Origin of the sequence: Microcoleus sp. EPA2, assembly GCA_020882975.1 — a bacterium.
Taxonomy (GTDB): Bacteria; Cyanobacteriota; Cyanobacteriia; order Cyanobacteriales; family Microcoleaceae; genus Microcoleus.
In genome coordinates, this window is record JAHRFD010000005.1 from 1 (window position 1) to 25,154 (window position 25,154).

Here is a 25,154-nt window from a genome sequence, read left to right on the forward strand (position 1 = left end):
AGGGTAAACGGTACAGCGAAAAGCCAATTTTCAGGACGTGTCAACGCCACGCCCCACGCCACGCCCCACGCCACGCCGGACGCCACGCCCCACGCCACGCCCCACGCCACGCCCCACGCCACGCCCAACGCCACGCCCAACCAACGGATAGGAACGCCTATTTGTTCAAGAAGTATATTAAAACCTATAGGAATAACAATGATTAATACCAAGGCTTGTAGAATTAACTGACGCTGCACTGAATTGTGACGCAACCATTCCCACACCTCTCGCCAGGTTTGGGCATTTTTTAAACTAGATTCACCCCCAAAGGTAGACTCATACCACCGCAAAGCTTGAGGAAAGTAAAACACCCAATATAACAATCGCAGGTAGTCTAAAGGATTCCACAAAGAAAGAGGGCGCTTCAGTTTGGGAGCTAAATCTAAGCGAGGAATAGGGGGATGGTTTTGACTCATAAATAGGTGGGGATGAATAAACAAGACTTAGGCACGGGTAGTCAGAAACCGGGTTTTTACGAAAAGACTCGTTACGGCGCGAAATTTGCGAAAAACCCGGTTTCTTGAGTCGTAGCGCGTAAATTTCGACTCACATAACTTATCGTCACAACCAAAGAAACCGGGTTTTTACCGAATCTGCTGGCTACAACGAAATATTTTCGTAAAAAACCCGGTTTCTGGGCACCCATGTGTAAATCCTAGTTGATATAACGATCGTAAGTTTTGTAGCACAATTGCATCAATTTCTGAGGATAGCCACCACTTTCAGCAATTAACCCCGCAATTTCATCCTCAGTAAAATTCACGGGTTTGTCAATAGGTGTTAACCAGTCAGCCTGGAGGCGACTAGCAATAAATTTGTGGCAGATTTCATCGTCCCATTGCTTCAGGGGTTCCTCAATGCAAATCCCTTTGAAAGGAGATGTCATATTTTTGTCTTGACTGTCAGGAAACAGGGTATCGAGAGATGTGCCGGCGGCAACAACTAAACGCAAAGGTGCATTACTTCCCTCTGCCAAACCCCGCAATTGCCCGCGCACTTGATTAGTAAATCCATCCCAGTTTATTTTCTCGACTTCATCTAAAAGCAACAGCAATCGGTGCGATGCTAAAGCCCGTTGTAGTTGATATCCTTTCGCTGTTTCGATACCTGCTTCGTGGCATAAAGCACCGTAAAAGTCATCTTCATCGCAAACATTGTGTAAATCGAGGTAAATCGGTTGGCGCGGATGACGGAGTTGAGTTGGTGCTTGTCGGTAAATGGCTTGTAGCAGAGAACTTTTGCCGATCGCCCTTTCGCCTATAATTGCTACACTACTGCCGCTATTCAGCGTCTCGAATACCCGCCGCATTTCCCGTTCTCTGCCAAAGAAAAATCGCCGATCGTCAATCTTACCATGTTGGGGAATAAAGGGATTGTTGTGGTTGGAATTATCGAGTTCGACCAAAGAAACCGGGTTTTTCACCGAATCTACGGGCTGCAACGAAGTATTTTCGTGAAAAAACCCGGTTTCTGGGCCCCGCGTAGTTGCATTGGGATTTGTAATGTCTTGCCAATTTAATCCTAAAGCCTTGCAAATTGCTACAAAATACTGCGGCTTGATACCCCTACAGTTGAAAAAACTGTTAACTGTTTGAATACTGATACCTGTCGTTTGCTTTTTGCCTTCCACCACTACGCAACTGGCTAAGTCTTCGCGACTCCAGCCTTTATCTATGAGAGCTATTTTTGCTTTTTCGATTCCTGCCTCAGATGCTGTGAGTTTTGGTTGTGGCATACCTAAATTACAAACCTTTTAAGTATTATAGCGGGCGATGCCAACCAAACGCATCTTAAACGCCTATCAAACTCATAGTAACTGAAACCCATACACAGTTTGATTTTCAAGGTTGGGATCTTTATGATTAAAACATCACCAATCAAAAGGTAGCAATTATGAAAGCTCAACCCAAATCTACTAAAATGACTCGTAAAAACATTCCTCCTCAGCCTCCCTCTCCTTTCGAGTATGTCTTCGCAACTGTTGTCTGTATTACCTTCTTGTCTGGAGGGATGTCTTTCTGGATTAGCACAGAAGTTCAGCTATCTCCCCAACGTGAAAGGATTTTTGAGAATTGCAATCGCACTTGGAATATGGGTGTCGGTGCGATTTTCGGAATTTTAAGTAGTAAAGTAGTTCAAGACGAGCAGGATGATGATGAGTAATCTCTGATGGTTTATTTGGTAAAAGTGCGATCGCCCTTAATGTCCAAAAGTGCGATCGACCTTCATCCCATCCAACTACAATATTTTGGTAGTCATAATAGTAAATCCAAGTAACAATTCTATTTTTAATTAGCACCGATAGTAAATTCGGTTATGATACCCTGTTAATCTCTTACTCACCCATTTCTAATTTTCCTAAAACAATTAAATTTTCTAAATCTTCCACGGCATCAGGAAGGAAATCTTGTACCGCCCTTCTTACCAACCGCAAAGCAGTTTCGTCAGCCCCTCCCAACATCCGCGTTAAATCACCTATATCTATACCGCGACTAGCTTGTAGTTTCATCAAAACCAGATAAGGTAATCCGATAATTGGCAACCCATCGGGGGCATTATTTGGATTTCTAATTGCCTCTCGTACCCAATAATCGCTTGATTCAATTACATCCAAATAAGTACCGTCAGGCAATTCCCAAGTGCTGCCCCCAATGCTAAGTTCTCCCGTTTTCCTGCTACCAGATTGCTCTAATTCTCGATAAAGATTAGCAGCATCCTGAGTTAACACTAAAATATCCACGTCATCGGTCATTCGTTCAGGCATATAGAGGCGAGTAGCAATGCCCCCTACTACGACAAAAAGAGTCTTTTGAATAATCGTTTTAATGTTTGTCACGGGATGATTCCAGGTTCTTTTATTCAGAAACTCTCGACTGCTGCCACTACCGGGACGACATCTACGCAGTGCAATTTCAATGTAAAGTTTTCGCCTTTGTTCGGGAAGCTTTAGATTTAGCATAATTATACAATAACTGTTATAGGTGATTGGCGGGGAATGAAACGGCGATCGGGCGATCGCTCTTCATCTCTCACCCGACTCCTCAAATTGTCCAATCTTCAAACCTCAAGCCCGGTACTCGCTCAAAATCCCGCCGGTTTCGCGTCACCAGAATAGCATTTCTTGACATCACAATAGCAGCAATCCGTAAATCTTTTGTGCCGATGCGAATCTTTTGACGCACCAAATCTGTATAGCAATTGTAAGCATCGCGATCGAACTTCAACACATTAACACTGTTGAAATACTCTACTCCATCCTGAAATCCCTTATAAAAAAACATTCGGCAAGCGGAAAACTCTGAGTCTTTAGACCTGAGATGCAAGCGGCACGGGCGGTTTCAACCGCCGGGTCATTTTTGGTGCAAAAGTGCGATCGCCCTTAAAGACGATCGCACCTACAGACAAATACAGACAAATTACGAATCGCGATCGAGCTTCAGCACAGCCATAAAAGCTTCCTGCGGTACATCCACAGTACCCACAGACTTCATCCGCTTCTTACCCTTCGCCTGCTTTTGCAGCAGCTTCTTCTTCCGCGAAATATCGCCACCGTAACACTTCGCCAACACATCCTTCCGCAAAGCCGGAATGTGCTCGGAAGCAATCACCTTCGCGCCAATCGTCGCTTGAATGGGAACTTTAAATTGGTGGCGAGGAATCAACTCCTTGAGCTTTTCCGTCAAGCCGCGGCCGACATTATAGGCCTTATCGCGGTGTACAATCATTGCTAAAGCATCTACTGGATCGCCATTAATTAAAATGTCCAATTTCACCAACGGATTTTCGCGATAACCGATGATGTGATACTCCATACTCGCATAACCGCGCGATCGCGATTTCATCTGATCGAAAAAGTCAGTCACTACTTCCGCCAAAGGCAACTCATAAATCAATGTAGTCCGGCCTTGACTGAGATATTTCATATCTTTAAAAATGCCCCGCCGACTCTGAGATAATTCCATCAAAGTCCCCACATATGTTTCGGGCGATAGCATTTCTACTTGCACGTAAGGCTCCTCAATTTTATCACGATACTGAGGGTCTGGCAAGTGGCTGGGATTGTCAATTGTTAGCACTTCTCCCTTAATTGTCGTGACTTGATAAACCACGGAAGGGGCAGTCACAATTAAGTCCAAATTGTATTCTCGCTCCAGTCTTTCTTGCACGATTTCCATGTGCAGCAAACCTAAGAAACCGCAGCGGAAACCAAATCCCATCGCACTGGATGTTTCTGGTTCGTAGGAAAGGGCCGCATCGTTAAGTTCGAGTTTTTCCAAGGCTTCCCGCAAGTCTGGAAATTGGTCAGCATCGATCGGGAATAAGCCACAAAACACCATCGGTTTCGCCTCAGTATAACCAGGCCAAGGCTCCGGTGCGGGCTTTTTGACCAAAGTAATTGTATCTCCCACGCGAGCATCTGCTACTGCCTTAATCGCTGCGCCTAGATAACCTACTTCTCCGGCGTGGAGTTCATCTACTGGGATTTGAGTTGGTGAAAGTATGCCTAATTCATCGATGACATATTCCTTGCCCGAAACCATCAATAACACTCGATCGCCTTTTTTGACACTGCCATCCATCACCCGGAAATAAACAATTACTCCACGATAAGCATCGTAATAACTATCAAAAATTAGCGCCCTGAGTGGTCGATCGACGGTATCCTGTGGTGGTGGCACCTTTTCGACGATCGCCTCCAAAATATCATCAATACCGATACCTTCCTTCGCAGAAGCCAGAATCGCGTCGCTACAGTCGAGTCCGACAATCTCTTCAATTTCCCCTTTTACCCGTTCTGGTTCCGCCCCCGGTAGGTCAATTTTATTTAAAACAGTAATAATTTCTAAATCGTTTGCCAAAGCTAGGTAGACATTTGCCAAGGTTTGTGCTTCCACACCTTGAGATGCGTCAACTACCAGCAGCGCACCTTCACAAGCAGCTAGCGATCGCGATACCTCGTAGGAGAAGTCTACGTGTCCAGGAGTGTCGATCAGGTTAAGCACATAGTCCTGACCGTCCTTAGCGGTATAATTCATCCGAGCAGCTTGCAGCTTGATCGTAATCCCACGCTCGCGTTCGAGCTCCATGTTGTCTAAAAACTGCTCTTTCATCTCCCGTGCTTGGACTGTCCCAGTCGCCTGCAACAGGCGATCGGCCAAAGTCGATTTTCCGTGATCGATGTGAGCAATAATCGAAAAATTGCGAATGCGAGATACAGGGACGTTAGTCATATTTTTTGTGAAAGACCTAATCGGCAAAGGATACTTTTTGTTGTATGATTACACAAGCAAGACTACAGTGCCTGCTTAAACCTCTGATTGGGGATTGAAATCAAACCACCAATCAGTAACTCAATCTAAACACTCCCTCCCTTGTCAAAGCGATCTCCCTGAAAGGAAAAACTCAAAAGTGTGAAGATCTCCCACCCTGTCCTATCAACCCAGGAAACCCAACCAGAAAAAACTTCCCTCTGTCCCTCTGTCCCTCTGTCCTTGTCGGTGTCTCTATCCCCCTCCTCCTCTGTGTGTCCCTCTCTCTGTGCTTCTCCCCCTCCAGTCAGGTGCTGGTGCACCAGACACTAACTCAAACAATTAAGCCATTGAAACTTAAGAATTAAAACTAGGATTTTTTTAACTATGAGCGAGTCAAGCATACCTTCCCACGCGGCATCAGAAAAAGTGGAATTATCCATCCACATAGATCCTGAACTTTTAGACCAAATTCAGCACTTGACAAATGACCCTAGCAAAGTTATTGAAACTGCAATTAGGCAGTGGTTAAGGGGCGATCGCCGTGAAGACGAGTTGGCTCTGAGCTTGCGTCGCAACCCCCCAGTTCCGCCTCGTGGTGAGTGGAACGACTGAGGGTCGATCGCGAATTCCGGCGTTAATCTGTTGGCTGTGAAATTTGCGATCGCCCACAAGCTATCATCACAGGCAGATTTCGCTACAAAAGCATAAATTTTTTACCATAAATTTACCTAAATAATAATCACGTAATGCTGAAAAGTGAGAGACAAAATGGGATGGTTAGTCATCAGTTTCAGGGCCTGACAGCATCAAATATTTTAGGGATTTTTAAGCCAGATAATTAATCGGCGAACGAACATTTCTAAATATTAAATATTAGCGATCGAAATCAAACACAATAACTGACAACAAATAGTTTCGAGTCTGAGGTGCTAGATTTAAAAAAGAGTATTTTTTGAGTTTATTAATAACAATTCTAAAATTAATGGTAGCATCCAAAAATAGTTGATAGTTTTAAGTTGGGAATTTTGAATAACAAAGTATTGAACAATTAAACTATTGAACGATTAAACTATTTAACTATTTAACTATTTAACTCCCAAATCAAAAACCAAAACTACTTTTATCTGCTATTCTGATGGACTCTAACACAGATTTTCGGCGATCGAGCCTGGCCTCTACAGCCTTTTTCCAAGAGTTAGGGGCAGAATTAATATTTACCCAAGACAGAAACGGTCAATATCTATCTTTTTATTGGCAACAAGGCGAGGAGTACAATCTTACAGTAGAACAAATTGTCGATGGTGGGGCGATCGACAACTTTCCACCTGTTCCGGCGAAACCATACCTCCATCGCCTGCAACGAATCCTCGAAACCCTAACACCAGAAAGGTTTAGCTATCCGTTTAGTCCCGGCGAAACCTATTTACTCTTCGATTTGACAGTCGCTCCCATTATCACCTCAAACGGCAAAGCTACAACAGTTTTAGTAATGGGACGCTTACTGTCAGACAAACCCACATACCAGAAGCTAAATTCTGACGCCTTGGACTCACAGTTTCAGCAACAACAGCTACTCCCAGAAACCTGTATCCCTGCTACTTCCCTCCCTCCCTACTCCGAAATCAATCGCCAAATCATCTCCCAAATAGCTCAAAACCTCCACCGAACCCTGGACTTAGAGACAATTTGGCAGCAAACAGCCAACAGTCTCGGTCAAGTTTTAAATGCCAGCCGCTGTATCATCTGTCCCTACAAACAAACAACCGAAATTTTCAAATCCTCTCCATTCATTCCCCCGAAAAATATCGAAAATTCCGATACTGGGGAATCGGACTTGACCCTGCCCATTGCCCAAGACCCTCCATTTACTTCACATCCTCCCCTTCCTATCGAACATTTCCAATCAAAAACCCTGAAAGTCGTCGCAGAGTACCGTCAAGAACCTTACTCAGCCATGCTGGGATTAGAATTGCAAGTCGCCGAACAGCCGGGGTGGATTAAAACTTTAGCTACCCTCAAGCCAGTAGCTGTTGAGTCTGCCTATCCTGCCAATGACCCTTTCCAGCGACACTCGGTGCTGGTAGCCGCTACTTCCTATCAAGGAGAACCCAATGCACTCATAGCTTTGCACCGCTGCGGAGATTCCCCCCAGTGGAGTCCTCTGGAACTAGAATTCGCCCGCGAATTGGTGGCTCAAGTCGGAAGCGCGATCGCCCATGCTACTCTCTATCAAGAACTAGAACAGGCCCGCGCCGAAGCCGTTGCCCTTTCCCAGCTTAAAAGTCAGTTTTTGGCTAATACTTCTCACGAACTTCGCACCCCCCTCAACGGTATTCTTGGCTTTCTGAAATTACTGATGGACGGCATGGCAGATGACCCAGAAGAAGCCCGTGAATTTATCCTGGAAGCTCATCGTTCTGCCGTACTTTTGTTCAACGTCATCGACGATATTTTGGATGTCGCTAAAATCGAAGCTGGCAAAATGCAGTTAGACCTCGCTCCTGTCAAACTAGGTGAAGTTTTGCAGCAGGTTGAGTCTTTGACGCGGGTGCAGGTGGAAGAGAAGCGATTGCAATTTCAAGTCCAAACCCTATCTGCGGAGGAGGAAATTATTGTGTATGGCAATTACCGACGTCTGCTTCAAATTATTTTGAATCTGACTGGCAATGCGATTAAATTTACAAACGAAGGTGGCATTCGTATTAGTACCGAAACAATTAAGAAAAAAGTTACTTTTCAGAATCAGCAGTTTCCTGGTCTGATCAAAATCCGAGTTGCTGATACTGGGATTGGGGTGTCTCTTGACAAACAAGATAAATTGTTTGAGTCTTTTTTTCAGGTAGATGGCGATCGTACCAGAAAATATGGTGGCACCGGTTTGGGATTGGCTATTACTCAAAAATTGGTAGAAGCAATGGGGGGTACTGTCAATTTTTACAGCATGGGGGAAGGACTCGGATCTACGGTTACTTTCACTGTCTTACTTTACCAAGAACCATTATTTTCTCAATAATTAATCGTCATTAGTTAGTATTCATTAGTTAGTAGCGGTGCAGCCTGCGGAGTCTAAGGGTAGTCGAAGAGTCCTTAGTTAGCAGTCATTATTGGAATTGAGCGAATTCCCGAAAAATGTATTAATTATTACTCTCCTCTTCTCCTTGCTCCCTCTTTTTACCACTTTAGACTGATGGCGATCGTCCCGCAGTTGTTTTTCCGCGGCTAGACCCAACAGGTACTTGGGGATGTAGGTATCAAACCCCCTCTCATTTTCCGTAAAACCATTGAGAATGCAACGTATTTATAGGGATGTTGAGGCCCGATCGAGCTGGGTCTGAACGTAATATAAATAAAATTTACAAAAACTTGACAAAACTGATTAAGTATGAGAAGTATAATGTTACTATAGAAATAATTACAGTTAGCTAGTAATTTTTGAAAGCCTGTGGGAACATTTAAGTGTAATTACGGAAGTCAGAAATTCGACAGTCTGCATTTGGCAAATTCAGTAAATTCCTCCTCTGTTGGCGGAGTGGTAAAATTTTGCCATTCCAGTAGAAAAGGGGTTGCTATGAATCAGCAGATATCAGCTCAATCGCAAAAACTTTTACTGCAAATTGGCAGAAAGATTCGTAAAACTCTGGATCTAAATGGCATTTGGCAGCAAACAGTTAACAGTCTAGGGCCTACCCTTGGTGCGAGCCGATGTATCATTTGCCCCTATGAAAGTTCTAGCCTACAAGTTAAAGTCGCAGCCGAATACTGTCAGGAGCGATTTTTACCCATGCTCGGAGTAGAACTTTCCTTAACAGAAACGCCTCATTTTATGGAGGCGATCGCCACCCTAGAACCTGTGGTATTTGACTCCTTTGCCGACGATGACCCTTTCGGCAGACAGTCGGTGTTAGTCGTGGCTACAGCCTATCAAGAGCAAGCTAACGGCATTATTAGTTTGCACCGATGCGGTCAGGATAATTTAGGAAACAATATAGGCGATCGACCTTGGACTCAGTGCCAAATCGAATTCGCCCAAGAACTTGCCGATCAAGTAGGAAGCGCCATCGCCCTCGCCACCCTCTATCAAGAGCGTAGCGATCGAGTCACAGAACTTTCCCACCTCAAAAAGCAGTTCATGTTGAAAGCGTCCCACGAACTCCGCACGCCCCTAAATCACATTATCGGTTATCTACAACTAACTGTAGATGATATGGCCGACGATCCCATAGAAGAGAGGGCTTTTATTCAAGAAGCTCACCGTTCTGCTCTCCACCTTTCTAAGGTAATTGGTAATGTCTTGGATTTCATTCAGTTAAGCGATGCTTGTCAGACTCATGCAGACCTCGCTGCCATCAGAAGTCAGGAGAAATCTTCCGATGACTAAATAGTTAAATCCCCCATCGATCCATTAGGGTTTTCTACAACTAACCAGATCAACTGTTTCCAACTATTTATTTTTAAATATTTATTAACTAAATTAATTAAACCTAAGATATTGGTGACTAAAAAGCTTTGCATATCATGATTGTGCCCCCTTGCTTCTACTTGTTTTTTTTATTATTTGTTGGAGGAGTAATATAACGCGCCCAAAAGGGTTCTTCCATATTTTGTAGCCCTACAAGTTTTTGGCGCTCTGACTCTATGCGCTTGCGTTCTGAAAGGTCAGAAAAGATTTTTATGCAGCCCCTGGTCTGGCCACTGGCATCTTGCACTGGTGCGGCGAATAGCCAAAGATCGATCGAGCCACCGTCTTTCTTTAACAGAGACACTTCACAACCGTTCTGTACCTTGCCATTGAACATCGACTTGAGTATAGCCTGAAAATCTTGCTCTTTGCCTTCGGGAATATTAGGCTCAATTTGCTCCAAAACTTGTTTAGCACTCCAACCAAAAATTTTTTCTGCCATGGGGTTCCAGACAGTTACTTTGCCCTTGGTATCAGTACAAATTATGGCCAGTGGCGCAGATTCTATTTGTGCTTGTAGGAGTTCCTTAGCCAATTGTAGTTGTACTTCTACTTGCTTGCGATCGGTAATTTCCTGACAAGCGCCCCACAAACGCACAATCCGTCCCTCAGTTTTGTCCCAAACAGCTTGCCAGGAATCTCGCACCCAGCGCACTTCACCTTTTTTATTCAGAATACGATACTCATTCTTCCCCGTGCGAATGGAAGTACAGTCTGTTAATTGTTCCAGTAGCATTTTTCTGTCGTCGGGATGGGCTAACTCTAAACTCCACCAACCCCCAGCAGTCAATTCTTCAGGCAAGCGGCCAGTACAGCGTGCAAAAGCTTCCGTTACCCACTCACAGACAAACTTACCATCGGCTCCAACCCTAAAAGAATAAGCAAAATCTGAAGTAATTTGGGACATAATTCTGTAGTGAAATTCCGACTCCCGCACGGCAATTTCTGCTTGCTTGCGTTCCCCGATTTCCCGCGAACTAATTACAATTCCGTGGACATTAGAATCTTGCAGTAAACTATTACCGATCGCCTCCATATATACCCAAGTACCGTTTGCGTGGCGGTTCCTATATTCGATGGGACTAGCAACTCCAGGATGTTCTAGCAACTTGCCAAAATACGCTTGCCAAGCCAGCAAATCCTCTGGATGGATCAACTCCCCATGAACTTTCCCAATTCTTTCTTGGGTCTTATAACCCAAAACCCTTTCCAGGGCGGGGCTATGGTATCTAACTCGTCCATCCGGCTCTATAATGCTAATGAGATCGGGAGAATTTCGGATCGCATTTTGTAGTTTCGCTTCATTTTTAATCAGGGCTTGATTATCTAAGCGATACTGACGTATCTCTTTTTGTAACTCTTCTTGCAACCGTCTCATTTGAGAAGCTTGTTGCGCCACCATGCGTTCTAAAAGACGATTGGATTTTTCCAATTCTACCAGCTTAGCAGCATTGTTGGTAGCACTTTCAAACACGCGACTAGCAGCCAATTCTTGCAAAGAGTTAGACAGATTTTCTAAATTTTGTGTTAAACTTGCCTGCTGTGCCTGTGGAAGTTCACTGACTTGTAATTGTAAATTTTTTAGGTATTGAAAAGTTTTTTCTAGCATTTTAAATTTTGAGTAACGGAGAAACTCCATATTAGTAAGGTGTCTCAGGTTCAGTTCCAAAACCCCTAAAAATTGTTCCAAAAACGATAACCAATAACCAATAACCAAATTTAATTGCTATGAAACTTTAACAGCGATTGCCTTTGACTAGGGAATTTGTTAATTTGCTGGGTATGGAGGCGTTTTTATTTAATCATAGCAAGGGGAAAACCGAACTGCAAACTACGGTACACCAGCCCGAAGGAGCAGTGTAGACCTTGCCGATGTTAGGGTAAACTAAATGGGTGTATAGACAAAGAGGATTTATGACAGAGCAAGGGAACGCTCGCGATTTATTTCGCGCTGCCTACGAACACCGCTACACTTGGGATTCTAACTTTCCCGGTTACACTGCCGACATCGAACTCAAGCAAGGCGACGAAGTATACACAGGTCAAGTTGCCATTAAACCAGACATGACCGTGGAAGTGAGCGGCATTGCAGACGAGGAAGTGCAGCAAAGCGTCTACACTCAAATGCGCGATATTGTCACCCACCGCAAACGCTCGTCCTTTGAAAAATCTCACGGCAAAAATAGCTTCACCCTCGGCGAAAAAGACAGCACCGATGCTGTGGACATCTTGGTTTCTGGCGACTCTATGGGCTCGAATTATAAAATCCGAGGTTTGTCAATTTGTCAAGTCAGCCGGGTGATGGGCCGCATGGCTTTCGTCATTGACACCCACAAAACCCTAGAAACACCCGAAGGTTCTTTGGCGACTCATTACGATGCTGTTTTCCGCAACCCCCAAACAGATGAAATCATCCGAGAACTGGAATTTGAAGATACCTTTGAGAAAGTAGGTGACTATTATGTTATGACCAAACAAGTAGTGCGAGCGAAAGAAAAAGGTCAAGAGACAACCACCGAATTCAACTACTCCAACGTCAAACTGCTAGAACCAGCAGTAGTTTAGAGCGAATCGAAAAACCTCATTTCCTAAATAAAACAGGTTTTTCGATTATCATAATCAGCATCAACAGCAAGTAATTGTGCGATCGAACTCCAGTAAACATCAACTCTAGTAAATAATTTGGAAGGTTAAATACCATGACACTAGCACTAACAAGAGATAACGTCGAAACAGTTCTCGATGAAATGCGCCCCTACCTGATATCCGATGGCGGCAACGTGGAACTGGTAGAAATAGACGGCCCCGTGGTACATCTGCGACTGCAAGGAGCTTGTGGTTCTTGCCCCAGCTCTACCATGACCCTGAGAATGGGCATAGAACGTCGCCTGCGCGAAGCAATCCCAGAAATCTCCGAAGTTGAACAGGTAATGTAATTAGTCATTAGTCAGTAGTCATTAGTCATTAGTTAGCAGTCATTAGGAAATTAACCGACTAAATTTATTCATTAGTCTGAAGTCATCAGTAACAAGTAAATAAAGCAACTAATGACTGACTAAATCATACTGCCGATTAATGACTGCTGACTACTGACTGCCGATTAATGACTGCCGATTAATGACTGCTAACTAATGACTAACGACTAAGGACTAATGACTAAGGACTAATGACTAAGGACTAATGACTAAGGACTAATGACTAAGGACTAATGACTAAGGACTAATGACTAAGGACTAATGACTGAGGACTAAGGACTAAGGACTAATGACTAAGGACTAATGACTAAGGACTAAGGACTAATGACTGCTGACTAATGACTGCTAACTAATGACTAAGGACTAGAGTAATGTCTCACCCCCTATATGTAGCCTTCATTTGGCATCAACACCAACCGCTCTATAAATCCAGAGTAGCTGCTAAGGAAACAGAGGCTCAATATCGATTGCCTTGGGTGCGCTTGCACGGAGTTAAAGACTATTTGGATTTAGTGCTACTTCTGGCAAAATATCCGAAACTGCATCAAACTGTAAATCTCGTTCCATCCTTGATTTTGCAGATAGAAGATTGCATCGCAGACCGAGCATTAGACCCCTATTTGGCTGCGACTCTCAAGCCCACTGAAGATTTAAACATATCAGAAAAAGAATTTATTTGTCAGCACTTTTTTGATGCCAATTACCACACCCTAATTCAACCCCATCCCCGCTACAATCAACTCTACACTCAGCATCAGGAAAAAGGTATTCAGTGGTGTGTGCACAATTGGAATCAACAGGATTTTAGCGACTTGCTGGCTTGGCACAATTTAGCTTGGATTGACCCGCTGTTTTGGGATGACCCGGAAATTGCCGGGTGGCTGAAACAAGGACAAAATTTTAGTTTAGCCGATCGCCACAAAATCTACTCCAAACAAAAACAAATCCTAGCCAAAATCATTCCCCAGCACCGAAAAATGCAAGCTGAGGGACAATTAGAAGTCTCCACAACCCCCCATACACACCCGATATTACCGCTGCTTGCTGATACGAATTGCGGTCGCATAGCTATTCCCAACATGACCCTGCCACAACATCGGTTTCAGTGGGCAGAAGATATTCCCCGACACCTCCGAAAATCCTGGGAAATGTATCAAGATAGGTTTGATTGCGAACCTCGCGGTTTGTGGCCGTCGGAACAGGCAGTTAGCCCAGAAATCTTGCCCTATATTGCCAAACAAGGGTTTAAATGGATAGTCTCCGACGAAGCTGTATTGGGGTGGACAATTAAACACTTTTTTCACCGCGATGGGGCTGGGAATGTCTGGGAACCAGAATTGTTATATCGCCCTTACCGTCTAGAAACTCCTCACGGGGATTTGGCGATCGTCTTTCGAGACCACCGATTGTCAGATTTGATCGGATTTACCTACGGTTCGATGGCACCGAAAACAGCAGCATCAGATTTAGTCGGACACCTAGAGGCGATCGCCCGCACTCTCAAACACCGACAGTCTGGTGGTGGCACATCCTTAGAAAATCCCTGGTTAGTTACCATCGCCCTAGATGGCGAAAATTGCTGGGAATTCTATCCCCAAGACGGCAAACCCTTCCTAGAATCCCTCTATGAAACCCTCAGCCTCGACCCAGATATTAAACTCGTAACAGTCTCCGAATTCCTTGACAAATTCCCCCCAACAGCCACAATTGAGTCAACCCAACTCCACACCGGTTCTTGGGTTGATGGTTCCCTCACAACTTGGATCGGCGATCCGGCGAAAAATCGCGCTTGGGATTTGTTAAGCCAGGCCAGACAAATGCTGGCCAACCATCCAGAGGCTACGGAAGAAACTAATCCCGAAGCTTGGGAAGCACTCTACGCCGCCGAAGGTTCCGACTGGTTTTGGTGGTTTGGCGAAGGTCACACCTCTAACCAAGATGCCATGTTTGACCAGCTATTCCGGGAACACGTAGCAGCAATTTACGAAGCTCTCAACGAGCCAGTACCTCCCCAAGTGCGCCAACAAGTAGAGGCCCACCAAGCTCAAGGCGACCATCAACCGCTGAGCTTTATTCACCCGGTGATTGACGGTATCGGTAATGAACAGGATTGGGACAAGGCTGGACGGATTGAAGTTGGGGGAGCGAGGGGGACAATGCACCGCAGTTCTGCAATTCAGCGGCTTTGGTACGGGGTAGATCACTTGAATTTTTACCTTCGTGCTGACTTTAAGGCGGGTATTCGGCCCGGAATTGATTGCCCGCCGGAGTTGAATTTGTTATGGTTTTATCCCGATCGCACTATGCACAACAGTCTGATTCCACTGTTAGATTTGCCTGATACTGAACCGCTGAACTATCGATTCCACCATCAGTTAGGGATTAATTTGCTAACTAAATCGATTAGGTTTCAGGAGGCTGGAGAACGGGATGAGTGGCATCCTCGCATCAGCCGCGCTCAAGTAGGGTTGGATAAATGTCTGGAGGTAGCAGTACCTTGGGCAGATTTGCAGATTATGCCAGACTGGTCACTGAGGCTGATTGCGGTGTTATCGGAAGGGGAGCGTTACTGTAGCTGTTTGCCGTTCGATTCTTCGATCGCGATCGGAATGCCTTAAAGAGTTATTAGTTATTGGTTCTTAGTTATGAGTTATTAGTTATTCGTTAGGAGCCGGAGCTAACAAATAACTAATCACCAACAACAAATGAAAACACATAACTAATAACAAACAACCCACAAAAAATCACCAATAACTAATCACAAACAACCAATGAGCCGGATTTTGGTTTTGCTCGATCGCCACCAACAACCTTTGCCGATACAATGCCTCAACAGCAAACACGAGGTGTTTGCACCCGATCGCGCGACCAGCGCCAACTCTCCTGCCGACATGGGCAACATCCCTTTTGACTTGTGCATTCTAGACGAGTCAAATTTCGCTCGCATCGGCTCCCTTGTCGCCACCTTAAAAACCGCATCCGCACCAGTATTTTTACCCTTTTTGCTGGTTAGCAAAGGCAGAAATTCTGCCGATCCAGATTCGCCATTTGTCCTTACCCCAGAACAACTAGAAGGCAGAATCGATGATTTGCTCCTTAGTCCCTTCCCTCCCACAGAACTCCACTTGCGGGTGGAAAATTTGTTAGCCCGTCGCCAGTTGTCCCTAGAACTCCACAACATTCAAGAAGTAGTTCAAGAACGGAATTTGGCTGAAAATGTGTTGATTGCCTCTGGGCAAGCAAGCAACGAAAATCTGCAACAGGAAATCTACAAGCGGGTAGAGGTAGAAGCCACTCTGCGATCGAATTCCTATCTGGATTCTCTGATGAATGCCATGCCAGATATTGTCTGTTTCAAAGATGCCGAGGGCAGATGGCAAGAGGCAAATCAAGCAATACTGGAACTGTTCCAGCTTTCCCGCGATGAATATCGCGGACTCAAAGACTCTCAGCTAGGAGAACTCAGCACCTTTTATCGGGAAGCTTTGGCAGCCTGTGAAGTTAGCGATCGAGAAGCATGGCATAAAGGTAGCGTTTCTAGGGGTGAAGAAGTGATTCCCCGATCGGACGGTACGATTAAAATCTACGACGTGATTAAAATACCCTTATTTTACCCAGACGGCAAGCGCAAAAGTCTTGTGATTTTGGGCCGGGATATCACCGAACACAAACAAGCTAGAGATGAACTCGTCCGCTTGGCATCTATAGTTGAGTCCTCTGACGATGGCATTATCGGCAAATCCCCCACCGGGACGATTATGAGCTGGAATGCAGGAGCAGAAAAGATTTATGGCTACGCCGCAACGGAAGTCAAGGGAGAGTCGATCGAGATTTTAGCCATACCCTCACGCCCCAACGAAATGTCACAAATTCTGGCAAACATTCGGGCGGGAGCCACCATCGACCATTATGAAACCCTTCATTTACGCAAAGACGGCAAAGAAATAGATGTTTCTCTGACTATTTCTCCGATTAAAGATACCACAGGAACCATCACCGGCGTCTCCACTATTGCCAGAGATATCAGCGACAGTAAGCGAGTTGAAAAAGCCCTGGAACAACTCCGCCATCAAAATGAATTGATTCTTTTCTCCGCAGGAGAAGGTATTTGCGGATTGAATAAAGAGGGAAAAGTTACTTTTGTCAATCCCGCAGCGGTGAGAATGGCTGGCTGCGAATCCAAGCAACTGATCGATCGACCGCTTTATCAAACCATACATCCGAGACAGGAGGAATGCCCACAGGCGATCGACCACAATTTATCTACGCAAATCAATGCGACTTCTAAATTTCCCACCTCCACTACACCAACTTTGGATCGACTGCTTCCCAATCAAACAAACAGTCAAATTATCGCCACCTTGCAAGACGGAGAGGCGCGCCGCGTCACTAACGAGGTGTTTTGTCGCCGAGATGGCACGAGTTTTCCGGTTGAGTACGTCGTGGCTCCCATGCGAGAACAAGGCAAAATCATCGGGGCTGTGGTGACATTCAAGGATATCACCGATCGCCTTGCTGTCGAACGGATGAAAGATGAATTCATTTCCGTTGTCAGCCACGAACTGCGGACACCCATGACTTCGATTCACGGTGCCCTGGCCCTCCTCAACAGCGGTGTCCTCGACAATGAACCGGAAAAAGCCAAACGAATGCGATCGATTGCCGTGACTAACACAGAACGTTTGGTACGCTTAATCAATGACATCCTCGATTTAGAACGAATGGAGTCTAGTTATCACAAAGCGGTTAAGCAAACTTGCAATGTGGCCGAACTGATGCTTCAAGCTGTAGACGAGATGCAGGGAATGGCTGACCAGGCTGGAATTATACTTTCCGTAGTCCCTGTGAGTGCTCCTTTGCGGGCTGTTCCCGATCGCATAATTCAAACTTTGACTAATTTGCTCAGCAATGCTATAAAATTTTCCTCCGAGGGCGCTACCATTTGGTTCAGTGCCCAATTGCGACCAAATCACGATGGGGCAAAAAAAGCTGGGTTCAAGTCAGTTTCGTCTCCTGATTGTGCGATCGGCGATGGGGACTTACCCATATCCTCACAGGAAATCCTGATTGCGGTGAAAGACCGAGGTCGGGGAATTCCCGCAGATAAACTAGAAATGATCTTTGAACGCTTCCAACAGGTTGATGCTTCAGATTCTCGACAAAAGGGTGGTACTGGTTTGGGTCTGGCTATTTGTCGCAGCATCGTGCAACAACACGGTGGCAGAATTTGGGTAGACAGCGTTTTGGGGGAGGGCAGCACTTTTTTCTTAACTTTCCCAGTTTTAACAGATGCATAAAGTCCCAGGAAGGTAGAAAATAAAAGATAGAAAATTTAGGGTAAAATCTTTATATTTCAGCATAAATACGTAGAATTAAAAATAATGAATTTTTTTAAATAGCACTCCGTGCTTTACACAAAATTCATATTTAAGTTCTAGTCTCAGATCAGTTCTTAATTTAAAAAAAAATGTTTATTGTGGCAGCAAAACGCATATTGATTATTGATGATGCCGAAGATATTCGGGAAGTCGCTCAAGTCAGTCTCGAAGTTGTAGGAGGCTGGGAAGTCCTGACAGCTAGTTCTGGTATCGAGGGTGTGGCTAAGGCAGTCGCCCAACAGCCTGATGCTATTCTTTTAGACGTGATGATGCCAGACCAAGACGGACCTACTACTTTTTTACAATTGCAAGCCAATAGTGCTACGCAGCACATTCCCGTAATTTTACTGACGGCGAAGGCTTTGGCAGGGGATAGGCGGATGTTTGCGGATTTAGGAGTAGTAAGTGTAATTGCTAAGCCTTTTGAACCGATGTCTTTAGCAAGTCAGGTGGCTAAAGTTTTGGGATGGGATCGCTCCTAGGGCGATCGGACATTGAGCTTTGTAGCCTCGACAACAAATTATTCCTGCTTAGTTGGAAAAAGAATATAAACTGGCAGGAGTATTTGACTTTTTGTGAATTCTTGTCGGTCTTCATCAGTTCTTCAGGTTTTAGTTTTAAGTTTAAACCATGCGTCAGGGATCACCCCTGAATTTTGACAAACACCTTGGGAGATGACGACTATGCCTTCAGCCTACATTTTACTACTGATAGTTTCTCTAGTCGCCATCTGGGTCTATTGGCAAACCTCTCAAGATATTTTTGTCCTTGTGGCCTTGGCTGGACTCGGCTGTTTTATTTGGGGTTTCTCTTGTGCTCCTTGGCTCGTTCAACTTCTCATCGTCTTGCTACTCTTGGGCTTCCAAAAGCTTTACTTCGGACAGAATAAAAGTTGGGAGTGAAACCAGCTTGTAGTAAATGCGTCGGGACTTAGGACGACCTGAGCATTAGTATGGAATCAATTGTCGGTCTACTTGTTAAAAATTGTCGGTCTACTTGTTAAAAAAGGTTTAAAAAATCATGAATAGTTGCCCTTGTTGCTCATCTCAATTACTCAGACACGCTCGCCACAATCGCGTTTACTGGTTTTGCTCCCACTGTTGGGAAGAAATGCCAGCTCTTTCAGAGATGATTTTAGGTAACAGACAGCGGACTAGCAAAATCGACAGTTTAGTGAAAATCTCTGCTTTGAGACCAAAATTGACAGTTTTGGCATCCGTAGAAATTGCTTAGTTGTTTTCGAATTCTCAGCATTAAAAATTAGTAAAATAATTTTTTTAGTAGTTGTCTAGGCTAATTATTTTTAATAAAGATTTAAAAACCTCCTTCCGCATTGGTGAAGGAGGCTTTTCGATGGGGCGATACAGGCCAGAACTAAATATTTAGGTCTGATTACATCAAACCGATTTGAGACAGAATACCTTGACCCGTGAGATATTCGGTAGCTAAGCCAATAACAAAGCCAAGCATCGCCAAACGGCCGTTCCAGGTTTCAGCAAACTCAGTGAAGCCAACTTTTGCATCTTTGTTTTCCATGACTAGAAGCCTCGTTTAATTTCAACCTTATGTAAACTAATGTAACAGCTCGCTCAAAAAAATGCAACATATTTTTACAATTTATTTTGAGAACTTACCTGTGGGAGCCAGAAACCGGGTTTTTGCGACAATACTTCGTTACAACCGACAGATTCTGAAAAAACCCGGTTTCTTTAGTTGTAATGCGTAAGTCCTGTCTGAAAAAAATCAGGTAAATGTACCACTAGCACTTGACGTCCCATACTTAAACGGTTATGTTGGAGCCGTACAGCTCAGATAGACACCCGCATTCAAAAGCAAAAAGTGTCGGTTAAGTCGTCTCAGCGGTAGGATGTGCAGATTTCGGGTAAGCGCCCTAAGCCCCCGTTGATATAGACATTCAAGTTAATGTCGTTTCAACTGGAATCCATAGGTTAGTTGGCACCACATTTGTTTGAATTTCTATATCAACGGGTTTTTACGACGCCTGTCCGAAATCTGCACATCCTATCGCTGAGACGCTAACCAAGCAAGCACACACTAAATTAATAGTGAGTCAGTCAAGATTTTTGTTCCATGGAAAACCTCAATTTTGAGCGCAGCCACAGACAATCTTTCCTTGACTAAATGCGTAATTTATCGATGCTGTCCTTCAAACCTAGTTTTAGGACACATAAAAATGATGAACGATCATTTAGCAATTGGCAAACAAAAAAAACAGTCTCAGCCTTTAGCTGCTCTTTATTGCGATATTCAGAATGTCCACTTAACGCAAAAACAAGCTAAATTGTTGCTTGATTTTGCTCAATCAAAATGGCGTTTAGATTGTTTCAAAGCGTACTATAATTCGCATTGTAAAAATCAATTGCTCGCTAAAAATAAATTAGAAGAGCTGGGTTTTCAGGGAGTTGATGTTCTCTCCAAAGACAAAAACAGTGCAGATAAACAATTGATATTTGACTGCCTTAAACGAGTTGCCATTAAACCTTATCCTGACATAATTATCATAGTTTCAGGAGATAGGGATTTTGCACCTTTAATCAGTCTGCTGCTGGCTGTTGGCAAAACAATCATCGTTTTTGCACAGCGCTATAGTGCCAGCAAAAAACTGATTAACCTAGTTGGTGACGATCAGTTTCATTATATAGACGATCTGCCTAGCTTGTTTGCAGGGAATACTCAGAATAAAGCAGACAGATTATCTGCATAAAGTTGCACAGTCCGCCAGGGGTTAAAACCCCTGGCGGACTGTCGGACTAACGAACTAATAGCAGAACACCAAGACATCTGTTAAAATGCACATTGCCCAGATAGCAAAAATCTAGTTTATTTGATAAACTAGATTCTCCTAACTAACTGCTATCTGTGGCTCTTTCATGTCCACATCCTAACACCAACCATTCTCAAAATTTCATTGAATTAACTAACCAAACAACAGCAACACAAATGAGCCTACCCGAATTCCACAATCAAAAACTATTGCGCCAAGCGCTCACTCACCGTTCCTACGTCAACGAAAACCCCACATCCCGCGAAGAAGATAACGAACGCTTAGAATTTCTCGGCGATGCTTTGCTGACTTTTCTCAGTGGCGAATATCTTTATCAGCGTCACCCAGAAATGGGAGAAGACCAACTTACTCGCCGACGTTCAGCCCTAGTAGATGAAAAACAACTAGCCAGATTTGCTAAAGAAATAGATTTAGACTTAAAAATGCGACTCGGAAAAGGAGCCTATCGAGAAGGTGGTATTACTAATCCTAATTTGCTTAGCAGCACTTTTGAAGCATTTATTGGTGCTTACTATCTCGATACACAAGACATGGATAAAGTTCGCAAATTTGTGTGGGAATTGTTTGATTCAGTGCCGGAAAATGTAGTCGAAACGCGATCGAGTGTAGACTCAAAAAACCGCTTTCAAGAATGGGTACAAGCCAACGGTGACACCACTCCTCCCAAATACGTGACAATCCAAGCAGGAGGCGCACCTCACGCTCCTGAATTTCTTGCTAAAGTTTATGTCGCAGATAAACCCTATGGAGAAGGTAAAGGTAAAAGTAAAAAAGATGCTGAAAAAAATGCAGCCGAAGATGCACTAGCCAAACTGAAAAAACGGGGGCTAATCTAAACTTTAACTCGTCTTTTGACTAAAACCACCTTTTTTTTCTTAAAGTAGAAGCTTTTTCAGCTATCCTAATTAAATCGGTCGGCGACATATCCTTGCTCACTGTCATGCGAGAAATGCGATAGTTATTTCTCAATCGGCTGACTCTTAACAAATTGTCATCGTACAAAAACCCAGTTAAATGATATTTAGGTAAAATGCTTTCCACTTCTCTATCTGATGCACCGTAGGGATAGGCTATGTGAGCACCGACAAATTTATTTTTGTCTAAATTGCTCATACATTTTCTCAAAATTAATTTGGATTTAGAAATTTCTAATTCTAAATTCTTGCCATTCAGGGTAGTTAAATTTTTGTGGCTGAAGCCGTGAGATTGAATATCATAAAAACCCTTTTTGTATCCGTCTCTTAAATCGTTGCAGCTAGTATGAGGTAAAAATTCTCCACCCATATCCACACCCAAAAAGCGTGGATTGACAAACAGCACAAATTTACCCTTTTCTTTATAAATAAATGACAGTTTTTCGATCAGGGGTAGTGCATTTGTATGAACGCCTTTGTAGCCGTCGTCAAAGGTAATCATAATTGGTTTTTGACCTTTATGTTGAGGTGGTATTGGCTTGGATTTTTCTATAAAATATAGATACAAGTCTTGAGATGATAAAAACCAGTAATTTTCTTCAACTAAGTATTCTAAGAACACTGCCAAATCTTGTTTCGTGTAGTCCGTTGAAAAAGCGTTTCTGTTAGGTGGCAATTCGGCGGGATTTTGAATGTCTACAATATCGTGAAAGCCCAGAATGGGAATTCTGACGAAATAAGATTCTACAGTCCATCCAGAAATGCCGATACTGATTAAAAATATCAGCACTAAATAAATAATTTGGGTTTTGTGTAGCAGTCGAAAAAGAAAGTTTAGCGGAATCTTTCCCTGCTTTAGCAATTGTTCTTTATTCATCGTCTCCTCACCAGTCTATTGATTATTCATATTTACCATCAATGCAGCCAAATTCAGTAATATTAAGATAGTTTTTCCCGTTTTTTTCTAATTTAGCTAGACTTGGAAATACAGCCGATCGCACAATGGTATAATCAACTGTGAACTCTCAACTGCCTGCCCGCTCAGCTTCGTCGAAGAGTCGAAGGACTCTGCGACGCTTCCCACGCGCCTACCGCCGCCTACTGGAAGGGTCTAAGGGTCAAACCTCAACCTTAAACTATCAACCATATAATTAATGTCTACTCCAAACCCGACTACCCTCTCCCTGGAAGAAGCACAACAAATTCTCAAAAATTTCACTTGTCTGGATATGCAATCTTTAGCATCGCCACTCCAAAAACAAGAACTCCGTCAAGCTATTTTGCTGGTAGCGAGTTTGTCAGATTATCAAATGCTAGGAGTTTGCGCCTCTTCGACAGATGAAGGCTTTTTGGCTTTAAAAACTTATTTGACAGCTTTGGGATATCAACCTGTTTTAGACCCCAACTCTGTTACTTCATTTACCAGCTCTGTTTATATTAAGTTTAATACTTTGAAAGGTTCCTATTATGTTGACAGCTATACGGGAACTTACCGCGGCGTTTTGGTTTCCTGTCAATCTGCTTCGGAATCAGGAATTAGCGAGACTTACGGTCATTTACCTCTCGATTTATTTGCTTAATTGGAAATTGGAAATTTGGCATGGGGCATGGGAACAAACCAACAATTAACAGTTAACAATTGACTGTTAACTGTTAATTGTTAATTGTCAACTCTCAACGGTCAATTCTAGCTGTTCTTCCGGTGCAGATTCTTCCGGCGGTAGTCCCAAAACATCCCTGTACAACTGGACATATTTTTTGGCAGAAATATCCCAGCTAAAATCTTCTCTCATGCCGCGCTGTTGCAGTTCTTTCCACTTATCTTTATAGCGGAAACCTTCCCAAGTTCGGATCATGCAGGTGAACAAGTCTAGGGGTTCGTAGCGATCGAAACAGTAACCAGTACCTGTATTATCGATCGGGTTGTTGTGCGACACCGTATCCACTAAACCGCCGGTACGACGTACCATCGGCACACATCCATAGCGCAGCGCCAGCATTTGACTGATACCACAGGGCTCGAAACGACTCGGCATCAGGAAGGTGTCGCAGCCTGCGTAAACGCGACGGGAGAGGGCTTCGTTGTAGAGTAATTGGGTGGACATCCGGCCTGGATAACGGGCTGTCATTTGCCAGAGTTGGGTTTCGTAGTAGCGATCGCCCGTTCCCAGTACAATAAATTGAGCGTCGGTATAGGCCATGAAGCGATCGAGCATTTGGATAATTAAATCCAGCCCCTTCTGTTCCACCAGGCGAGTAACCATCCCAATTAAAAAGGCATTTTTATTCACTTCCAAACCGACTTCTTCTTGCAGCGCAATTTTGTTGGGATAGCGCTTTTCAATAGTATCAGCACTGAATTGTTGAGGAATGTACTTATCAGTTTCTGGGTTGTAGGATTCAGTATCAATCCCATTCAAAATTCCCGATACTTTCCCACCCAAAAAAGACAACAAGCCTTCCAATCCTTCCCCATAAGTAGGGGTTTTGATTTGATCGGCATAAGTCGGTGACACTGTATTTACGCGATTTGCAAACTGTACGGCCGCGGCCATTGTATTATGACCTTGCATATACCAAGGACACCAAGTCATCTGCTCCAAACGCCAGCGCCACGGCCCTTGATAAGCTAAATTGTGAATAGTAAAAACCGTGCTGATATCAGGGTCTTGGTGCATCCAAACAGGTATCATTCCCGTATGCCAGTCGTGACAATGGATAATTTGTGGCTTCCAGTAATTCCAAGCAAATTCCGCAGCACCATTAGCAAAGAAAGTAAACTTCCAATCTTCATCAACACCACCATAAATGCGGCGAGTTGAGAAAGATGGATGTTTAAATAAATATAAAGGAACATCAGTTCCCGGCAAAACAGTTTCAAAGATGGAGAAGCTTTGGAACATGGCATCACCTTTCCAAACAGCTTCTGTGGGCACATCCATTTTGTCCGGGATGAAGCCGTAATAGGGCATGAAGATGCGGACATCGTGACCCATGCGTCGCAGGAATTTAGGCAAAGCACCGACGACATCCCCCATACCGCCTACCTTGGCTAGGGGTGCTGCTTCGGCGGATACAAATAAAATTCGCATTATTTTTTTTGCGTTCCTTAAGATAGTTAGTCTAGATTAAGTTTAAATGGGTAGCGACACAATATTAACATGGAGCCGAAAAACAACTAAGTCAACCCATCTAATTAAACAGAATACTCACCGCCCCGACAACTGCTGCGAAAATCGGGACTCTCACAAAAGAGGGTGGGGCGAGCGATCGTGTAAAATATTGTTACAAAATTAATGTAAAGTAAAAATATAAGTTTATTTGTTCT

22 protein-coding genes and 1 pseudogene are annotated in these 25,154 nt (G+C 43.9%); 14 read left to right on the plus strand and 9 right to left on the minus strand.

Translation table 11 applies throughout. The features are described 5' to 3' along the window. Together AAFP14_RS06895 and AAFP14_RS06900 are read right to left on the minus strand one after the other, a co-directional pair. A pseudogene (locus AAFP14_RS06895) lies at positions 1-458 on the minus strand (ATP-binding protein); the annotation flags it as partial. Positions 459-697: 239 nt separating this feature from the next. Further along, positions 698-1,777, minus strand: coding sequence for an ATP-binding protein (locus AAFP14_RS06900; protein ID WP_341731556.1), 1,080 nt, complete (start codon positions 1,775-1,777; stop codon positions 698-700). Between the two features lie 158 nt (positions 1,778-1,935). Between AAFP14_RS06900 and AAFP14_RS06905 the strand changes: the two genes are divergently transcribed. After that, positions 1,936-2,205 (plus strand): hypothetical protein, encoded by a 270-nt coding sequence (locus AAFP14_RS06905; RefSeq protein WP_341731557.1) that lies wholly within the window; start codon positions 1,936-1,938, stop codon positions 2,203-2,205. 172 nt (positions 2,206-2,377) lie between these two features. Here the strand turns inward: AAFP14_RS06905 and AAFP14_RS06910 are convergent, their stop codons facing one another. The 3 genes from AAFP14_RS06910 to lepA all read right to left on the minus strand — a co-directional run bounded on the left by AAFP14_RS06910 (position 2,378) and on the right by lepA (position 5,273). Further along, on the minus strand, positions 2,378-3,001 hold the full coding sequence (locus tag AAFP14_RS06910; RefSeq protein WP_341731558.1) for a hypothetical protein: 624 nt from the start codon (positions 2,999-3,001) through the stop codon (positions 2,378-2,380). Positions 3,002-3,083: 82 nt separating this feature from the next. Then, on the minus strand, positions 3,084-3,323 hold the full coding sequence (locus AAFP14_RS06915) for a type II toxin-antitoxin system VapC family toxin (RefSeq protein WP_341731559.1): 240 nt from the start codon (positions 3,321-3,323) through the stop codon (positions 3,084-3,086). A gap of 135 nt (positions 3,324-3,458) precedes the next feature. Continuing rightward, on the minus strand, positions 3,459-5,273 hold the full coding sequence (gene lepA / locus AAFP14_RS06920) for a translation elongation factor 4 (protein ID WP_341731560.1): 1,815 nt from the start codon (positions 5,271-5,273) through the stop codon (positions 3,459-3,461). A gap of 405 nt (positions 5,274-5,678) precedes the next feature. Between lepA and AAFP14_RS06925 the strand changes: the two genes are divergently transcribed. From AAFP14_RS06925 to AAFP14_RS06935, 3 genes are all read left to right on the plus strand, one after another. Further along, complete coding sequence (locus AAFP14_RS06925; protein WP_341731561.1) at positions 5,679-5,906, plus strand: hypothetical protein; 228 nt, start codon at positions 5,679-5,681, stop codon at positions 5,904-5,906. 523 nt (positions 5,907-6,429) lie between these two features. Beyond that, complete coding sequence (locus AAFP14_RS06930) at positions 6,430-8,307, plus strand: GAF domain-containing sensor histidine kinase (RefSeq protein ID WP_341731562.1); 1,878 nt, start codon at positions 6,430-6,432, stop codon at positions 8,305-8,307. A 555-nt stretch (positions 8,308-8,862) separates the two neighbouring features. Then, on the plus strand, positions 8,863-9,672 hold the full coding sequence (locus AAFP14_RS06935) for a GAF domain-containing protein (RefSeq protein WP_341731563.1): 810 nt from the start codon (positions 8,863-8,865) through the stop codon (positions 9,670-9,672). Positions 9,673-9,829: 157 nt separating this feature from the next. On the opposite strand, the gene AAFP14_RS06940 is transcribed toward AAFP14_RS06935, so the two are convergent. Next, entirely contained in the window at positions 9,830-11,362 is a 1,533-nt protein-coding gene (locus tag AAFP14_RS06940) for a PAS domain S-box protein (RefSeq protein ID WP_341731564.1), read from the minus strand. A gap of 305 nt (positions 11,363-11,667) precedes the next feature. Between AAFP14_RS06940 and AAFP14_RS06945 the strand changes: the two genes are divergently transcribed. The 7 genes from AAFP14_RS06945 to AAFP14_RS06975 all read left to right on the plus strand — a co-directional run bounded on the left by AAFP14_RS06945 (position 11,668) and on the right by AAFP14_RS06975 (position 19,339). Further along, on the plus strand, positions 11,668-12,318 hold the full coding sequence (locus AAFP14_RS06945; protein WP_341731565.1) for a DUF3386 domain-containing protein: 651 nt from the start codon (positions 11,668-11,670) through the stop codon (positions 12,316-12,318). Positions 12,319-12,452: 134 nt separating this feature from the next. Next, positions 12,453-12,689 carry a NifU family protein gene (locus AAFP14_RS06950; protein ID WP_333069956.1) on the plus strand — a complete coding sequence of 79 codons (237 nt, stop codon included), beginning with the start codon at positions 12,453-12,455 and terminating at the stop codon, positions 12,687-12,689. Positions 12,690-13,099: 410 nt separating this feature from the next. Next, on the plus strand, positions 13,100-15,346 hold the full coding sequence (locus AAFP14_RS06955) for a glycoside hydrolase family 57 protein (protein WP_341731566.1): 2,247 nt from the start codon (positions 13,100-13,102) through the stop codon (positions 15,344-15,346). A 153-nt stretch (positions 15,347-15,499) separates the two neighbouring features. Further along, positions 15,500-18,025 (plus strand): PAS domain S-box protein, encoded by a 2,526-nt coding sequence (locus tag AAFP14_RS06960; protein WP_341731567.1) that lies wholly within the window; start codon positions 15,500-15,502, stop codon positions 18,023-18,025. Between the two features lie 170 nt (positions 18,026-18,195). After that, positions 18,196-18,588, plus strand: a complete 393-nt coding sequence (locus AAFP14_RS06965; protein WP_341731568.1) for a response regulator — start codon at positions 18,196-18,198, stop codon at positions 18,586-18,588. Between the two features lie 201 nt (positions 18,589-18,789). Beyond that, positions 18,790-19,008 carry a hypothetical protein gene (locus tag AAFP14_RS06970; protein WP_341731569.1) on the plus strand — a complete coding sequence of 73 codons (219 nt, stop codon included), beginning with the start codon at positions 18,790-18,792 and terminating at the stop codon, positions 19,006-19,008. A 208-nt stretch (positions 19,009-19,216) separates the two neighbouring features. Beyond that, positions 19,217-19,339, plus strand: a complete 123-nt coding sequence (locus AAFP14_RS06975) for a hypothetical protein (protein WP_341731570.1) — start codon at positions 19,217-19,219, stop codon at positions 19,337-19,339. Between the two features lie 159 nt (positions 19,340-19,498). Here AAFP14_RS06975 and AAFP14_RS06980 read toward each other — a convergent pair whose 3' ends face one another. Next, on the minus strand, positions 19,499-19,642 hold the full coding sequence (locus AAFP14_RS06980) for a chlorophyll a/b-binding protein (RefSeq protein ID WP_332960203.1): 144 nt from the start codon (positions 19,640-19,642) through the stop codon (positions 19,499-19,501). A 658-nt stretch (positions 19,643-20,300) separates the two neighbouring features. Between AAFP14_RS06980 and AAFP14_RS06985 the strand changes: the two genes are divergently transcribed. Further along, entirely contained in the window at positions 20,301-20,831 is a 531-nt protein-coding gene (locus AAFP14_RS06985; RefSeq protein WP_341731571.1) for an NYN domain-containing protein, read from the plus strand. A gap of 236 nt (positions 20,832-21,067) precedes the next feature. Beyond that, positions 21,068-21,748 carry a ribonuclease III gene (gene rnc, locus AAFP14_RS06990; protein WP_341731572.1) on the plus strand — a complete coding sequence of 227 codons (681 nt, stop codon included), beginning with the start codon at positions 21,068-21,070 and terminating at the stop codon, positions 21,746-21,748. Positions 21,749-21,767: 19 nt separating this feature from the next. Here the strand turns inward: rnc and AAFP14_RS06995 are convergent, their stop codons facing one another. Further along, positions 21,768-22,703 carry a polysaccharide deacetylase family protein gene (locus AAFP14_RS06995; protein ID WP_341731573.1) on the minus strand — a complete coding sequence of 312 codons (936 nt, stop codon included), beginning with the start codon at positions 22,701-22,703 and terminating at the stop codon, positions 21,768-21,770. A 277-nt stretch (positions 22,704-22,980) separates the two neighbouring features. Here AAFP14_RS06995 and AAFP14_RS07000 point away from each other — a divergent pair, with 277 nt between their 5' ends. Next, entirely contained in the window at positions 22,981-23,406 is a 426-nt protein-coding gene (locus AAFP14_RS07000) for a DUF1824 family protein (RefSeq protein ID WP_341731574.1), read from the plus strand. 87 nt (positions 23,407-23,493) lie between these two features. Here the strand turns inward: AAFP14_RS07000 and glgA are convergent, their stop codons facing one another. Beyond that, entirely contained in the window at positions 23,494-24,918 is a 1,425-nt protein-coding gene (gene glgA / locus AAFP14_RS07005; RefSeq protein WP_341731575.1) for a glycogen synthase GlgA, read from the minus strand. Positions 24,919-25,154: the final 236 nt, after the last annotated feature.

Coding starts and splice junctions, on each gene's coding strand:
- AAFP14_RS06900 (WP_341731556.1), bottom strand. CDS start 1,777: ATGCCACAACCAAAACTCACAGCATCTGAGGCAGGAATCGAAAAAGCA.
- AAFP14_RS06905 (WP_341731557.1), top strand. CDS start 1,936: ATGAAAGCTCAACCCAAATCTACTAAAATGACTCGTAAAAACATTCCT.
- AAFP14_RS06910 (WP_341731558.1), bottom strand. CDS start 3,001: ATGCTAAATCTAAAGCTTCCCGAACAAAGGCGAAAACTTTACATTGAA.
- AAFP14_RS06915 (WP_341731559.1), bottom strand. CDS start 3,323: ATGTTTTTTTATAAGGGATTTCAGGATGGAGTAGAGTATTTCAACAGT.
- lepA (WP_341731560.1), bottom strand. CDS start 5,273: ATGACTAACGTCCCTGTATCTCGCATTCGCAATTTTTCGATTATTGCT.
- AAFP14_RS06925 (WP_341731561.1), top strand. CDS start 5,679: ATGAGCGAGTCAAGCATACCTTCCCACGCGGCATCAGAAAAAGTGGAA.
- AAFP14_RS06930 (WP_341731562.1), top strand. CDS start 6,430: ATGGACTCTAACACAGATTTTCGGCGATCGAGCCTGGCCTCTACAGCC.
- AAFP14_RS06935 (WP_341731563.1), top strand. CDS start 8,863: ATGAATCAGCAGATATCAGCTCAATCGCAAAAACTTTTACTGCAAATT.
- AAFP14_RS06940 (WP_341731564.1), bottom strand. CDS start 11,362: ATGCTAGAAAAAACTTTTCAATACCTAAAAAATTTACAATTACAAGTC.
- AAFP14_RS06945 (WP_341731565.1), top strand. CDS start 11,668: ATGACAGAGCAAGGGAACGCTCGCGATTTATTTCGCGCTGCCTACGAA.
- AAFP14_RS06950 (WP_333069956.1), top strand. CDS start 12,453: ATGACACTAGCACTAACAAGAGATAACGTCGAAACAGTTCTCGATGAA.
- AAFP14_RS06955 (WP_341731566.1), top strand. CDS start 13,100: ATGTCTCACCCCCTATATGTAGCCTTCATTTGGCATCAACACCAACCG.
- AAFP14_RS06960 (WP_341731567.1), top strand. CDS start 15,500: ATGAGCCGGATTTTGGTTTTGCTCGATCGCCACCAACAACCTTTGCCG.
- AAFP14_RS06965 (WP_341731568.1), top strand. CDS start 18,196: ATGTTTATTGTGGCAGCAAAACGCATATTGATTATTGATGATGCCGAA.
- AAFP14_RS06970 (WP_341731569.1), top strand. CDS start 18,790: ATGCCTTCAGCCTACATTTTACTACTGATAGTTTCTCTAGTCGCCATC.
- AAFP14_RS06975 (WP_341731570.1), top strand. CDS start 19,217: ATGCCAGCTCTTTCAGAGATGATTTTAGGTAACAGACAGCGGACTAGC.
- AAFP14_RS06980 (WP_332960203.1), bottom strand. CDS start 19,642: ATGGAAAACAAAGATGCAAAAGTTGGCTTCACTGAGTTTGCTGAAACC.
- AAFP14_RS06985 (WP_341731571.1), top strand. CDS start 20,301: ATGATGAACGATCATTTAGCAATTGGCAAACAAAAAAAACAGTCTCAG.
- rnc (WP_341731572.1), top strand. CDS start 21,068: ATGAGCCTACCCGAATTCCACAATCAAAAACTATTGCGCCAAGCGCTC.
- AAFP14_RS06995 (WP_341731573.1), bottom strand. CDS start 22,703: ATGAATAAAGAACAATTGCTAAAGCAGGGAAAGATTCCGCTAAACTTT.
- AAFP14_RS07000 (WP_341731574.1), top strand. CDS start 22,981: ATGTCTACTCCAAACCCGACTACCCTCTCCCTGGAAGAAGCACAACAA.
- glgA (WP_341731575.1), bottom strand. CDS start 24,918: ATGCGAATTTTATTTGTATCCGCCGAAGCAGCACCCCTAGCCAAGGTA.